The organism is Rhodanobacter sp. AS-Z3, from assembly GCF_029224025.1.
Taxonomy (GTDB): domain Bacteria; phylum Pseudomonadota; class Gammaproteobacteria; order Xanthomonadales; family Rhodanobacteraceae; genus Rhodanobacter.
On record NZ_CP119392.1, the window covers coordinates 69,385 to 83,823 of the forward strand.

A 14,439-nucleotide genomic window follows, 5' to 3' on the forward strand; every position below is an offset into this window, starting at 1 on the left:
GGCAGGCTGTCGTCGTCGGAGCGTGTCATTGTGGGAGCGGGCGCTAGCGCTTATCCTTTTTGACCTTTTTCGATCCGCATGGGACACGAGCAGATGGCGATGAATATCGAGCAGGCGCGACTCAACATGGTGGAAAACCAGGTGCGCCCGTGGGAAGTCCTCGACGCCCGCGTGCTGGACGTGATCGCTCGCGTGCGCCGCGAGGATTTCGTCGCACCGGAACACCGCCAACTGGCTTTCGCCGATTTGTGCCTGCCCTTGGGGCACGGCGAAGTGATGATGAAGCCGGTGGTGGAAGGCCGCGTGCTGCAGGCACTGGAATTGCAGCCGACCGAACACGTGCTGGAAATCGGCACCGGCTCGGGCTTTCTCACCGCCTGCCTGGCCGGGCTGTCGGCGCAAGTCACCAGTGTCGACATTCATGCCGACTTTACCGTGGCGGCGCGGGAACGCCTGCAGTCTGCAGGTATCGCGAACGCCGATCTGGTGACCGGCGAGGCGGTGAATGACTGGCAGCCTGAAGGGTTGTTCGACGCACTGGTGGTGACCGGCGCCGTAGCTGCGATGCCATCACGCTGGCTGAGCTGGCTCAAGCCGGGTGCGCGTGCGCTGATCGTGCGTGGCGAATCCCCGGTGCAGCACGCCCTGCTGGTAACCCACGAAGGCGATGGCCGCACTCGCGAAGAAGGCCTGTTCGAAACTGATTTGCCCTACCTGACCCACGCCGAGCCGCTGCCGCGGTTCGTATTCTGATTTAGACCCCGAATCGATCCCACGAGGCATCCCATGCGTTTGAAGCTGCTCACTCTTGCACTGGCCCTGGCTGCCATTTCGCTGCCTAGCCACGGTGAGGACTTGCTGGATGCCTACCGTGACGCTCGCAGCAACGATCCCGTGCTGTCGCAGGCCGATGCCAGCAGGCTGGCCACCGGCGAAGGCGTGAATCAGGCGCGCGCGCTGCTGTTGCCGCAGGTCGATGCCAGCTTCAGCCTGAGCCAGAGCAATGGCGGCAACCTGGTCGGCGATAGCCGCTCGCGCTCAATCAAGGGCTCATTGAGTCAGACCGTGCTGGATTTCAGCAAGTACGCCAATCTCAAGGCGGCGCACTCGGCGTCAGATGCGCAGAATGAGCTGTACGACGCCGCCGCGCAGAACCTCTATGTGCGCGTGGTTGCCGCTTATTTCGGCGTACTGACCAGCGAAGACGAGCTGACCTACGCGAAGGCCAACGAGGACGCTTTCCGCCAGCAGTTCGAACAGTCTGATCAGCGTTTCAAGGTCGGTCTGTCGGCGATCACTGATGTCTACCAGGCCAAGGCTTATTACGAAGCGGCCAAGTCGCAGACGATTGCCGCACAGAACGCACTCAACGATTCACGCGAGGCGCTCGCGCAGATCACCGGCAAGCCGACCGGCGACTTGAAGAAACTGCGCGACGACCTGCCGATGTTGGCGCCGGTTCCGGCGGACCAGGACGCATGGGTCAAGCAGGCGCTGGTATCCAATCCCGACCTGCTCGCCCAGAAGAGCAACCTGGAAACCGCCCAGCACAACATCAGCGCCGCCCGTGCTGGACATCTGCCGACGATCACTGCCGGCTTGTCCTACGGCAAGGGCGCAGGTTGGTCAGATACCAATACGACGGCACGCTATCGCGACCCGGCGTCGACCACGATCGGGCTGACCCTCAACGTGCCGATCTTTTCCGGTGGTTTGACCCAGTCGCGCGTGCGTCAGTCGATCTACCAGCGCGATGCCGCCGCCGACTCCATGGAGGCACAGCGCCGGCAGATCGTGCGCGACACGCTCAACTATTACCGCTCGGTGATCGCCGGCATCGCCCAGGTCGAGTCGGCCAAGGCCTCAGTGGACTCCGGCCGCAAGGCGCTCGAAGCCACCCGCGCGGGCTTCGAAGTGGGTACGCAGACGATGACCAACGTGCTGTTGGCAATCCAGACGCTGACCTCGTCGGAGAGCAGCTACTCGCAGGCTCGTCATCAATTCATCCTGAACAAGTTGCTGCTCAAGCAGACCGCAGGCACGGCTGAGCTGAAGGATATGGAGCAGATCAACGCTCTGCTGCAGTAAGCCGCAACACATCACGTTGAACGACGGCCGGGCTTGTCCCGGCCGTTTCGTTTCCGGCATGGCAGCAAATCACTCCTGCAGCATGCCGTCGATCAGCTGCATCACTCGTTGCACCGAGCCACGTTCGCGCTCGAACACCCGCTGCGCGTCTCGTCCCATCCGCTGCCGGATCGCTTCATCGAGCAATAGCCGCAGCACGTCTGGTCCCAGCTGCGAGGCATTGCTGACCCGCATGGCGCCGCCCTGCTCGATCAGGCTGGCGGTAATTTCGTCGAAATTGAAGGTGTACGGCCCGACCAGCACGGGAATGGATAGTGCGGCTGGCTCCAACACATTGTGTCCGCCAATCGGAACCAGGCTACCGCCGACAAACGCCAGGTCAGAACCGGCAAAAAATGGCATCAACTGGCCCATCGCATCAATCACAAAGACCTGGTGCGCGGAGCTTGGCACCTCATCTTTGCTGTGCGTACCCACGGTGAAGCCAAGACTGCGCACCGAATGTTCGATCACCTTGAAGCGCTCCGGATGCCTTGGTGCAAGCAGCAACAGCGCATCGGGCAGGCGTCTCAATACATGCAGATGTGCCTCGAGCACCATCTGCTCCTCGCCCTCGTGAGTACTTGCCGCCAACCACACCGGCCGACGCGGCCCCCAGTGCTCACGCATCGCCGTGCCGGTGGCCACTGCACCCTCGGGTATCGGCATATCAAACTTCATGTTGCCGGTAACCAGCACCTGCCGTGAACTGGCGCCCAGCAGCCGATAGCGCGCCGCATCGGTGTGTGACTGTGCCGCAATCACCTCGACGCATCGCAGCGCTGAACGCAACAGGCCGCGCAGTGGCTTGTAACCGCGTAACGAACGTTCGGACAATCGTGCATTGACGATCATCAGCGGAATGCCGCGCCGGCGACAGGCGAAGTAGAGGTTTGGCCATATTTCCGTCTCGACGATCAGCGCCAGACGCGGCCGGATCTTCTTCAGAAACCGGCTTACCGCATCCGGCAAGTCGTAAGGCAAATAGACGTGAAACACGCTGTCGCCGAATAACTGCTGCACGCGTGCGGTACCGGTCGGCGTGACCGTGGTGACAACCACCTGTGCATTCGGATAGTCCCGCTGCAGTGCCTTGATCAACGGCTCGGCGGCATTCACCTCGCCGACGGAGACTGCATGCACCCACAAGCTGCCGCAAAACCCCGGCGCCTTGAAGAATCCGAACCGTTCCGGCCATCGCAGATGGTAGGGACGCGAACGCACGCCACGCGCCAGCAACCGCAACAGCAGCAACGGCGTGACCAGAAACATCACAAGGGAGTAGAGATAGCGCAACGGCAAGGCTCACGGTGTCGACGCAGCAGTATACGAGAGCAACGACACCGCCACCGAGGACGAGTCGCCGCCGCCATCCACTACAATGCGCACGATGTCCGGCATGCCCCGCCCCTCCTTCGATCGAGCGCTGCTCGCACCACGCCACTGGCCGGCTTGGCTGGGCGTGGCCATGATCTGGCTGATCGCACGGCTGCCACAACGCATGCTGATGTGGCTGGGTCGCCGGCTCGGTGCGCTGGTGTTGCGCATCCCCTCCGCCCGCAAACGCATTGCGGCGGCCAATATCGCGCTTTGCTTTCCGGAACTCGATGCTGCCGCACAAGCGCGGCTGGTGGATGCCAACCTGCGCGACATCGGACTGATGCTGGTCGAGTTTGCGCTGGGCTGGCTGGGCAGTGACCGGCGCATCCAGTCGATCCCTACGCGCATCGAAGGCCTCGAATATCTTGAGGCAGCGCGGGCGCAGGGCAAGGGCGTGCTACTGGTCGGGGGCCATTTCTCGCATCTGGAACTGTGCGCACGACTGGTCTCGCAACGTATTCGCATTGCCGGCATGTATCGCGCGATGGATTCAGCCGTGTTCGAGTGGGTGGTGTTGCGTGCGCGACTGGATTACGCCGACGCCATGATCGAAAAAGCCGACATCCGCGGTACGGTGAAGTATCTGCGCAACGGCGGCACGCTCTGGTACGCGCCAGACCAGGACTTGCGCAGCAAGGACGTCGCCTTCGTGCCGTTCTTCGGTGTCCCGGCAGCCACCCTGACCGCCACTCATCACCTGGCGCGCATGTCGGGCGCATGGGTGATTCCGTTTTTCCATCGACGCCTGCCCGGAAATCAGGGCTACGCGATGCGTCTGGGTGCCCCGTTGACCGATTTTCCGGGCGACGACGCGGCCGCCGATACGGCGCGGATCAACGTCTGCATCGAACAAATGGTGCGCGAAGCTCCCGAGCAGTATCTATGGGTACACAAGCGCTTCAAGACCCGGCCGCCGGGCACACCTGCCATCTATTGATCGTTGCCGAGATCGCGCCGTGAAGTCTGTCGTGCGCACTCGTACAACTTCGCATACTTCAGGAATGCGTAGAACGCGTGGATGCGGGCCGCGATGAAACCGGCCCAGCCCGATCGCCAGTGCCCGCGCAAGACGAAGTAGCGCAGGAAAGCCAGGGTCGGATAAATCACCATGCGCAGTCGCAGCCAGCCAACCCGGCGCTTGGCCAGGTCAGCCAGTTGCAGGCTGGAGTAGCGGTTCGCCTTGCTCACGCGCCCGGCAATATCAGGCTCGCCGTAATGGTCGATGACCACGTCGAGCACACCGACGGCGCCATCGACTTCCACCTCTTCGTGCACAGCGTGCTCACTCATCCGCGCGCGCTCACGGTCAAACAGGCGAACGTAATGGTTGAGTCGAGCGTGGCGCGACTGCCAGCGCCAGAATTGCCATTCACGCCGCCATAGCTGGTAGCCGGCAAAACGAGGCTGCTGCAACGCCAGTTGCAACGACGCCGACGCAGATTCATCCAGTGACTCGTCCGAATCAAGCAGCAACGCCCAGCGATGGCTGGCAAGGTCGATAGCCGTCTGTTTCTGCGCGCTGTAACCAGCAAAAGGCTGGGCATGGATGCGCGCACCGTAGTGGGCCGCGATCGCCATACTGGCGTCGGTCGAGCCCGAATCCAGCACCACGATCTCATCGGCCCAATGCACGCCGCGCAGACAGGCATCGAGCGTGGCCGCACTGTTGAACGTGGTCACCACGACCGACAACAACTCACGCCCGCTCATCATCACCTTCCACAAACAGCGCAGCGCACCACAGCCCAAGCAGCCACGCGAACAGCAGACCCCACCATGCCGAATAGAAGGCCAGATGGGTGTTCAGCGGAAACAGCATCACCGCCAGCGACAGACTGGCCGGGAACGCCCGATCACGCGCAAGCGGACCGACCTTTCGCCACGTACGCCATGCCAGACCCACGGCCGCCAGCCATAGCAGCAAGCCGATCGAACCGGTCTCGGTAAGCACTTCGAGCACCAATTGATGGGCATGACAGGCACCCTCGCCCACACCACAGGCTTCGCCGGAAACCACGAAGTGATCGTTGGCCGGTGCGTATTGCGGGTAGGCATAACGAAATCCGCGAACGCCCACGCCATTCACCGGGTGAGCCACGAACATGCCGATGCTGGTGTGCCAGATGTCGAGCCGGCCACTGAGCGCGGCATCCATCGATTTATCGGTACCGTGCAGGACGAGCAGCGTGCGATCGATACGTTCGTGAAAGCGCGGAGAGGTTTTCCATGCCACACCTACGGCCAGCCCCAGCAACAATGCAGCGATTGCGCAGAAGCCGACAAAACGCAGCGGCGAGCGCGCCTCGCGCCAGGCAAAGCCGAGTGCAACCAGCGCGTAACACAGCCAGGCGGCACGCGAACCGGCCAACAGCACTGGCCCCAGGATCAGGCCAAAGGCGAGCAGCAGACCCGGCAACCCCCAGCGCCGCCGCGCCGCCCATAGCGCGAACGGCGACAACACCGCCAACGTGGGACCGAGCTTGAGGTTGTCCGCACCAAAGATCCCGGAAACCCGCTCCGCCTCGGCCGGGCCACCCAGACTCCAGCCAGTCAGCGCCTGTATCCACGCATCCAGACACCACAGCGCCAGCACCAGAGCCACCGCCACATACAACGCCTGCAGCTTGTGGTCGCGGCGGATCGCGAAACAGGCATACAGGCCCAACGGGGCGTAACGCAGCAGGGCGGCGACGGTGCCCCAACTCTTGCCCGGCTTGATCGCGTCAACGGCGGAAAACAGTGCCGCACCGACATAAGCCGCCAGCAGCCATAGCAGCAAGCGAGCCCCTGGATGTTGTTGCAACGCCTGCGGATCGCGGGCAAACAGCATGATCACGCCAAGCAGGCACAGCAGGGTTCCCAGCTCGGCGCTGCGCCCGAACGGCAACAAGGCGACCACCAGCCAGAACGGCAACAGTGGCGAACGCAGCGCGGCTTTGAGTGAGCTTGCGAAGGGATTCATGCGAAAACCGGATGACAGGGGTTCCGCATTGTAGGCGAGCACGAACGCGCACCAAATAAACCCGCTGCACTCAGGACGAAGCGACTTCCTCGTACAGCGCAAGTGTGGCCTGCTGCATGTCGGCCAAACGGTAACTCTGCAGTGGTGAAATCGGCGGAGCCACGCGCAGCAACTCGGCGGCACGCTCGACCAGCCGCTCGCGATCACCGGGCGGCACTCGACCTGCCGGATACAACTCAGCCAACAGCTCGCCGACACCGCCATGTGCGTAACCCAACACCGGCCGGCACAGCGCCAACGCCTCAACCACGGTTCGGCCAAACGATTCCGGCTTGTTCGACAACTGCAGTATCAAATCCGAGATCGCATAGATGTCACGGATGTCAGCCCGCGGCGGGGTCAGCACCACCTGTGAGGTCACCCCGCGCAAGCGGATCAGTTCCTGCAGTTCCGCGACGTAGGCTTCGCGGCCCGGTTCAATCACACCCAGCAACAACAGGCGTGCCTCGATGCCGCGACGCTTGAGGTCGGCCAGCAGCTCGATGGCATCGTGATGCCCTTTGAGGCGCGTGCCGCGGCCCGGCAAGGTCAACAAGGGAGCACCGGCCAATGCGGGAAATTCGGCAAAGAATGCCTGCTGCCAGGCATCGTCCGGGCGGTGGCCATAGGGGAACGCCTGCGGGTCAATGCCGCGCGGAATCACCCTGACCTTGCCCGGTTCGAGCCAGCGATAGTGACTGAGCACGTAATCGCGCATGGTCTGTGACACGGCCACCACCCGTTCGCCACGCAGCAGAATCGAGCTGTAGTGACCCGGCGAATTGAGTCCATGCACCGTTGTGACGAAATGCGGCCGGGGCTTCATGCCCTTGAGCGCCCACCAGCCCATCCATGCGGGCAAGCGCGAACGTGCATGCACGATGTCCGGCTTGATCTCGCGCAAAATTCGTCGCAAGGCACCCAGGTGACCCAGCGTGGCCAATGATTTGCGCCCCAGTTCCAGCGTGATGTGCTCGCTGCCTTCGGCCTGCAGCTGCTGTACCAGCCGGCCACCGGCTGAAATCACCACCGAACGGTGGCCGGCCTGAACCAGCGCACGAGCAATTTCCAGCGCAGATCGTTCCGCACCGCCGGAGCGCAGTGCGGGGATCAGCTGGACCACAGTCAGCAGCTTGGCAGGAACGGCAATGCTGGACATGAGTTCGGGGCTGGCAGCTTTCATGCTTGAAAGGCAAGCAAGAATAGTGCCTTAAAAAGCTGACGCAAGGCCGAAAGATCAGTCGCGAAGCACGTAATGTGCGCCACAGTAGGCACAGGTTGACTCGCCGCCATCGTCAACGATCGGCAGATAGACCCTGGGATGTGAATTCCACAACTCCATTCCCGGCATCGGGCAGGCCAGCGGCAGGTCCTTGCGCGTCACTTCGTAACGATTTTCGGCATTTGCCGGCACCAGAGGTGCCGCCGCTGAGCGGAGGGATGACATCAGTAAACTCCAGACTGGACATCAGGGCGCCGATGGTAGCAGGCTGCAGTCTTCTGTCGGGGGACAGCAGGGGCATTCAGGGAAAATTCGACACCGTTTCCAGCCACGCGGCGGTGACGGTGATTGTCGTGAATCGCGCGTACCCATCCACGGCCCGGCTGCTTGCGCCGGGTCCACTGCAACGGGCTCAGGAGTTGATCATGGATTTTGAGAAGATCGTTGAACGTGCCAAGGGCATTCTGACCACGCCAAGGACCGAATGGCCGGTGGCCGCCGCTGAACCAGCCACGGTGAACAGCCTGTTCACCAGCTACATCCTGATCATCGCTGCACTGCCGGCCATCGCCCAGTTCCTCAAGGGCAGCCTGATTGGCACCAGCGCATTCGGCATCACCGTGCGCAACTCGATTGGCGGCGGCATCACCCGGATGGTGCTGGGTTACCTCTTGTCACTGGTCGTCATCTATCTGGTTGCCCTGATCATCAACGCGCTGGCGCCCACTTTCGGCGGCCAGAAAAACATGGTGCAGGCGCTCAAGGCCGCCGCCTATTCCTGGACCGCCAGCTGGGTCGCCGGTGTCGCGGTCATCGTGCCCGCGCTGGGCTGGCTGATCGCGCTGGCCGGGTCCGTCTACGCCATCTACCTGCTCTACCTGGGCCTGCCGCAAACCATGAAGTGCCCGGCGGAAAAATCGGCCGGCTACACCGCGGTAAGCGTGATCATCGCGGTCGTGTTGAGCTGGGTGGTTGGCGCGATCCTCATTGGCGTAGTCGGTACCGCCGCCCTGAGCGGCGCCGCCATGGGCGGCATGCATGTCACCAACAGCAATGGTGACAAGGTCACCGTCGACGGCAACAGCGCTCTGGGCCAGTTGGCCGCGATGGGCCAGCGCGCCGAAGATGCCAGCAAGCAAATGGATCAGGCACAGAAGTCGGGTGACAAGGACGCACAGGCAGCGGCGATGGGCAAAATGATGGGCGCCATGGCCGGCGCCGACGGCAACGTCGAGGCGCTGCCACCTGACCAGATCAAGGCCTTCCTGCCTGACAGCCTGGGCAACCTCAAGCGCGGCAACTTGTCTGCCGAGCGGAACAAGGCAATGGGGATGCAGATCTCCCAGGCCAGCGCCGATTACTCGGACGGCAATGGCCAGCACATCAATCTGGAGGTTTCCGATACCGGCAGCGCCAAGGGCTTGATGTCCCTGGCCAGCGCCATGGCACCGGAGGAAGAGAAGCAGACCGACCACGGCTATGAAAAGACCTATAGCGCCGGCGGCAACCTGATCCACGAAGCATGGGACACGCAGTCGAAGTCCGGCGAATACAGCGTGATCGTGGGCAAGCGCTTCACGGTGAAGGCCGACGGCAATGTCGACAGCATCGACCAGCTGAAGCAGGCGGTTGGCAGTGTCGATCTGGGCAAGCTGGAATCGCTGAAAGATGCCGGCGTGAAATCGAACTGATCACCCCGTCAAATACAAAAAAAAGGCGCCGTCATCGGCGCGTTTTTTTGTGGCCGCGAAAGCTACTTCTTCGACGGCACCGAGCCTTCGGTGGTGATGCGAATGGTGATTTCATCACCAACATTCGGCACGTAAGCAGCTACCCCAAAGTCCGAGCGCTTGAGTGTGGCGGTGGCATCGAATCCGATCGACTGGCTCTTGCTCATAGGATGCGGGCCCACTTTGTTCAGCGTCGCGTCCAGCACCACCGGCCGGGTCACGCCATGCACAGTGAGGTTGCCGGTCACCTTGAACTTGTTGCCACCCAGCGGTTGCACCACGGTGCTCTTGAAGGTCACCACCGGGTATTTGTCGGCATCCAGAAAATCAGGCTTTTTCAGATGCTCGTCCAGTGCCGCCACATGGGTATCCAGCAAGGTCAGTGGCAAGCTGACATCGACGCTGGAATCGGCGGGGTGCTGCTCGTCGAACACCACGGTGCCCTCGCCCAGACCCAGGTCGGCGGTGGGATGGGAGTAGCCAAAGTGACTCCAGCTGAACAACACCATGGTGTGATGCGGGTCCAGTTGATAGGTCACCGGGGCCGCATGGGCCGACACAGCGGCTCCGAACAGTCCGGCAAAAATGAGGTATTTCAATGCACGCATGAGGATGACTCCTGCTGGGAAAAGATGGAAATCAGGCCATCGCACAAACCTGATCGAACGACAAATTACACTCGGGCGTGAGCACATTTCGGCTTGCTATTGATGGTCATGGGTCCACAACGACGACCTGATGACGACGCACCCAATGATGCGTTCGTTCGGTATCCTCTGTGAAACGATGTGCCATGCGCGGCGCCATCAAGTCAGTGTATAGGTACCCGCGCGCAGGCAGCCCGGCGGCAGGGAGAACATAGCGTGTCGATTCGAGAAACAATGGCTGGATGCCTGCACCCGTGCTGACCCGCAGCGAGGCATGCTGGGTGATCACCGACACGGCGGCGGGCAACCAGCGGCAGGCGCTGGCATTGGCCGAGCAACTGCACATGCCGGTGCGCCACCTCGTGCTGACGCCTCGCGCGCCCTGGTCATGGCTGGCACCGATGCTGGAACTCGGCGGGCAACTTTCACTGCCCGCCGACCAACGTTGTCTGTTTGTACCGCCATGGCCGACCGCCGCCGTTGGTTGTGGCCGCGCATCAGCACTGTTCACGCGCATGCTGCGCCGCTTGTCCCAGGGGCGCTGCTACACCGTGCAGATTCTTGATCCACGCATCGACCCCGCGCTGTGGGACATGGTGATTGCCCCCCGTCACGATGCACTCGTGGGCCCAAACGTGATGCGGCCGCTGGGCTCACTGAACCCGATCGACGACAGCTGGCTGGCCGACGGTCGCGCCGCCTTCGCGCACTATGCCGAGTTGGCGCAACCCCGGGTAGGCGTATTGCTGGGTGGTCCACGGCGCGGCATCGCCTGGGACGCAGACTACGCACGTCGCCTGGCCACCTTGTTGCTCGAACGTCAGCGCCAGCAAGGCGGCAGCCTGCTGGTACTGGCCTCACGACGCACACCACCGGCTTTGGTCGAGATTTTTCGCCAGGCCCTGCACGAGGTACCGGGTCTGGTCTGGGCCGGTGCTGCGGACGGCGACAATCCCTATGCCGGCGTACTCGGCTGGGCTGATCGACTGGTGGTCACGCCGGATTCGGTGAACATGCTCAGCGAGGCGTGTGCCGTCGGCTGTCCGGTACAAACCTTTGTTCCGCCAAAACCCCTGCCCACCCGACTGGCCCGATTCCACCGGGCGCTGCGTGAGTCCGGGCGATTGCGGGACCTCGATGACTCACCGCTGGTGCCATCGGTGCAGCCACTGCGCGAGACCGCTTCCATCGGAGCATTCCTGCGCCGACGGATCAGCGCAAGACCCGATCACTCATGACGCTGGAAGCATCCACTTGAGCTGGTTCGCGGCCAGCATAGTGTCAAGTTGCGGAGCCAGTGGATCGTGCAGGATCGCCTCTGCGAGCGGCGCGGTAACCAGCAACCCGACCGATCGATTACGCCCCAGGCTCTTGGCGCGATAAAGCGCAAAGTCAGCCAGTTCAACGGCAACATCAAACGTCGATTCATCGGCACGGGCTGCCAGCGGATGCATGCTGTACCCGATCGAGCAGGTCAGCCGGAGGATACCGCCACGGCCATTGTCAAACTTCTTTGCCGCGATGTCGCCGCGCAAGCGTTCCGCGATGACAAGCACGCCTTGCGCATCAATGTCCCGCAACAACAGCAGAAATTCCTCGCCACCCCAGCGCACCGTGATGTCACTTTCGCGGCGCGATGCGGAGAGCACCTCGCCCAGCTCACGCAGCACCGAATCACCGACCGCGTGGCCGTAGGTGTCGTTGATCTGCTTGAAGTAGTCGATGTCGATTTGCAACACGCCGATATGCGTATCAGGGGAAAGCAATGGCGGCAGCCGCGCCATCAGAAAGCGTCGGTTGGGCAGCCCGGTCAAGGTATCGGTATAGCTCTCCTGAGCAAGCGCAAGGTTGGTGACCCGTAGCCGCTCCAGTGCCCGCGACAATTCGACGGTGCGACGTTCAACCTGTTCCTCCAGCCACGCATTGCGACGGCGTTGCCGACGCATGCTCCAGCGGATCAGCAGGAACACCAGCAGACACAAGATCACCAGCGCCACCGCGCGTGTCACCAGGCGTTCATACCAGTAGGGGCTGATCTGGATGACGATAGCCGCTTCGGGCCCGTATCCCGCAGCGCCCGGCAGCATGGCGGCAACACGAAAACGGTAATTCCCCGCTGGCAAATGCGTGTAGAACGCCTCGCGGCGGAGGTCGGCATTCTGCCAATCCGTGTCATAGCCATCCAGCCGGTAACGGAACCGCAGCGTACCCACCGCCAAATGGGGTGCGGTGTAGCTGATGGTCAGGTCGCGCGCGCCCTCATCCAAGGTGAACGACTGGCCGGAGAACAGCTTGCCTTCGTGCTCGACAGACACCACGGCGGCCGCCGGCGTGATCGGCATGGCACCCACGGCTCGCGTGTCCAGTCGGAGAATGCCATCGGTGGTGCTGTACCAGATGTAGTCGCCATCAACCACGCTGCGCGTACTGGCACCACCGTTGCAACAGTGCAGGCTGGTCGTCGTGGTGACTCGTTCTTCGCCGGCAAGCCGTTGTGGCGAGACGCTGTGAACACGCGCATCCGACAACGGCAATTGCGACAGCGGCAGTCGCCACGCCCCCGCCACCGAGCCAGCGTAGAGATAGTCGCCGACCACGTTGAAGGTCCACACGTTGTCACTGGGCAGGCCGTCCTTCTGGCTGAGCATGCGCAGACGACCGTTGGTCATCACGCCGATCCCCGCGTCACCGGTAGCCACGCCGAGCACGCCGGGTTTCACGAAGTCCAGATACGAGACAAAACGGCCGTTCAGCGACTTTGCCCACGCCGGCTCAGTCAGCTTGCCGTCGTGCCATTCGCGCACGCCATCCTCGGTACCCAGATACAGATGATCGGGCGCCAGCGGCAGGATTGCGCGAATGGTGGCTGCCGCGGTCGATGCACCAGGATCGGCGCGACTCAATATACCCTGATGCCAGCGATACAAGCCGCCGGAAGTACCGATCCAGAAATCGTCGGCGGCGACTTCGCGAATATCGTCGATCCGCCAACTACGCAGCGCCGAGAAGGCTGCCGGCGTGACATCCCTGCCCTGCTCGAACACCGCAATGCCGGCGCGGGTACCTACCCATAGCCGATCTTGCTGGTCGTAACGCAACATATAGGCCGACGGATTGGGCAGCGCACTGCCTGAAATCAACGGATGGACATGTTCACCGTCAAAAACCTCCACACCGGAATTGGTGCCCAGCACGATCTGCCCTTGCGCTGATCGCAGCACACTCCAGACCAGCGGGTCTGTCACCCCATCCCGCAGCGAAACGCGCCGCGTCCAGCCATTCCAGACTCGATATATGCCGCGTGCATGCGTGCCTAGCCACAAGTTTCCGCCACGATCCTCGAACAGCGCCTGCACCCATGGGCGTTGCATGATGTCTTCCTCACCCACCCGCTCCACCGTGCCGTCGGGCAAACGTCGATACAGTGCTTCAACGGTACCGATCCACAACACCCCCTGGCGATCGGTGAGCAGACTCTCGATGGAGGTCGTGTCGAGGCCTTGCCCCAGTGCAGCAGGGACAAGACGGTCACCCTTCACGTGCATCAAGCCGACCTGCGTTCCCAGCCACAGCTGGCCACCCTGCATCGCGAGGTGACTGACGAACGCGTCTTGCTGCGCCGGGTCGGCACGAATGCAGTTCGACACTGCGGGGGAGCTACTGTCGTCGGCACGGCACACGCGCCCGGTGCCGCCTACCCATAACGACTGGCCATCACGCAACAGGCTGAAGGCGGCACCCGCATGACCATCCAGCGGCACGACGGTGCCGTGCTGCACACGGGCCAGACCATCGGAGGTGGCCAGCAGGGGCGTGCCATTACCTGCATCAATGATCGCGTTGACGGCCGGGCCGCCCAATGCGCTGAAGCGTCCATCCAGCTCGCGCAGCAACCCATGCGCGCCGCCAAACCACATGCCAGCTTTCGGATCAGCCCACGCTACGGAAAGCATGCTGGTGTCGACACCGGTGGTGGCGCGGTCGTACTTCACGAAAAGCGTACCGTCGAAGCGCGCCACCGCTATTTGCGTATTGATCCAGAGGAAACCGGCGCGGTCCTCGGCCATATCGAGCGCGGTGATCTGCGGAAGTCCCTGCTCAACGCTCCAGTGATCCAGAACATAGGAATGGAAAGGCTGCTGAGGGTTCATGGCCACCGCAGAAGACAGCCCGAACACGCAAAGCATCAGACCGAACGCGATCGCGAGCCATGCCGGTACCGCACCCTTCCGTGTCACCTGGTCGATCATCGTACGGCTGAACCCCACCCCGGTTTAGCACGATCTTGCATGTCTACGGGGCGGCGTACAAGCCTGCGCCGTCGAGCCTTCT

12 protein-coding genes are annotated in these 14,439 nt (G+C 62.5%); 5 read left to right on the forward strand and 7 right to left on the reverse strand.

Going from position 1 to position 14,439, the window contains the following annotated elements:
- Positions 1–93 precede the first annotated feature (93 nt).
- On the forward strand, positions 94–753 hold the full coding sequence (locus PY254_RS00300) for a protein-L-isoaspartate O-methyltransferase family protein (RefSeq protein ID WP_281015116.1): 660 nt from the start codon (positions 94–96) through the stop codon (positions 751–753).
- A gap of 33 nt (positions 754–786) precedes the next feature.
- Positions 787–2,088, forward strand: coding sequence for a TolC family outer membrane protein (locus PY254_RS00305; protein WP_281013491.1), 1,302 nt, complete (start codon positions 787–789; stop codon positions 2,086–2,088).
- A gap of 69 nt (positions 2,089–2,157) precedes the next feature.
- Here the strand turns inward: PY254_RS00305 and waaA are convergent, their stop codons facing one another.
- Entirely contained in the window at positions 2,158–3,423 is a 1,266-nt protein-coding gene (waaA, locus tag PY254_RS00310) for a lipid IV(A) 3-deoxy-D-manno-octulosonic acid transferase (RefSeq protein WP_281013492.1), read from the reverse strand.
- 103 nt (positions 3,424–3,526) lie between these two features.
- On the opposite strand from waaA, the gene lpxL reads away from it, so the two are divergent.
- Entirely contained in the window at positions 3,527–4,444 is a 918-nt protein-coding gene (lpxL, locus tag PY254_RS00315) for an LpxL/LpxP family Kdo(2)-lipid IV(A) lauroyl/palmitoleoyl acyltransferase (RefSeq protein ID WP_281013493.1), read from the forward strand.
- Here the strand turns inward: lpxL and PY254_RS00320 are convergent.
- The 4 genes from PY254_RS00320 to PY254_RS00335 form a co-directional block, all read right to left on the reverse strand.
- Complete coding sequence (locus PY254_RS00320) at positions 4,438–5,220, reverse strand: glycosyltransferase family 2 protein (protein ID WP_281013494.1); 783 nt, start codon at positions 5,218–5,220, stop codon at positions 4,438–4,440. The two genes, lpxL and PY254_RS00320, sit on opposite strands and share 7 nt — an antisense overlap.
- Positions 5,204–6,469: an O-antigen ligase family protein gene (locus PY254_RS00325; protein ID WP_281013495.1), complete on the reverse strand. Its 1,266-nt coding sequence runs from the start codon at positions 6,467–6,469 to the stop codon at positions 5,204–5,206. Before PY254_RS00325 ends, PY254_RS00320 begins: the two co-directional genes overlap by 17 nt.
- A gap of 70 nt (positions 6,470–6,539) precedes the next feature.
- Positions 6,540–7,667, reverse strand: a complete 1,128-nt coding sequence (locus PY254_RS00330) for a glycosyltransferase (RefSeq protein WP_281013496.1) — start codon at positions 7,665–7,667, stop codon at positions 6,540–6,542.
- Between the two features lie 78 nt (positions 7,668–7,745).
- A complete protein-coding gene (locus PY254_RS00335; protein WP_281013497.1) occupies positions 7,746–7,955 on the reverse strand; it encodes a zinc-finger domain-containing protein in 210 nt (69 codons plus the stop codon).
- Between PY254_RS00335 and PY254_RS00340 the strand changes: the two genes are divergently transcribed.
- Positions 7,928–9,421: a Yip1 family protein gene (locus PY254_RS00340; protein ID WP_281013498.1), complete on the forward strand. Its 1,494-nt coding sequence runs from the start codon at positions 7,928–7,930 to the stop codon at positions 9,419–9,421. The genes PY254_RS00335 and PY254_RS00340 overlap by 28 nt on opposite strands.
- Before the next feature lie 62 nt (positions 9,422–9,483).
- On the opposite strand, the gene PY254_RS00345 is transcribed toward PY254_RS00340, so the two are convergent.
- Positions 9,484–10,068, reverse strand: a complete 585-nt coding sequence (locus PY254_RS00345; RefSeq protein ID WP_281013499.1) for a YceI family protein — start codon at positions 10,066–10,068, stop codon at positions 9,484–9,486.
- A gap of 281 nt (positions 10,069–10,349) precedes the next feature.
- On the opposite strand from PY254_RS00345, the gene PY254_RS00350 reads away from it, so the two are divergent.
- Positions 10,350–11,345: a mitochondrial fission ELM1 family protein gene (locus PY254_RS00350; RefSeq protein WP_281013500.1), complete on the forward strand. Its 996-nt coding sequence runs from the start codon at positions 10,350–10,352 to the stop codon at positions 11,343–11,345.
- On the opposite strand, the gene PY254_RS00355 is transcribed toward PY254_RS00350, so the two are convergent.
- Positions 11,340–14,357, reverse strand: a complete 3,018-nt coding sequence (locus PY254_RS00355; RefSeq protein WP_281013501.1) for a ligand-binding sensor domain-containing diguanylate cyclase — start codon at positions 14,355–14,357, stop codon at positions 11,340–11,342. The two genes, PY254_RS00350 and PY254_RS00355, sit on opposite strands and share 6 nt — an antisense overlap.
- Positions 14,358–14,439: the final 82 nt, after the last annotated feature.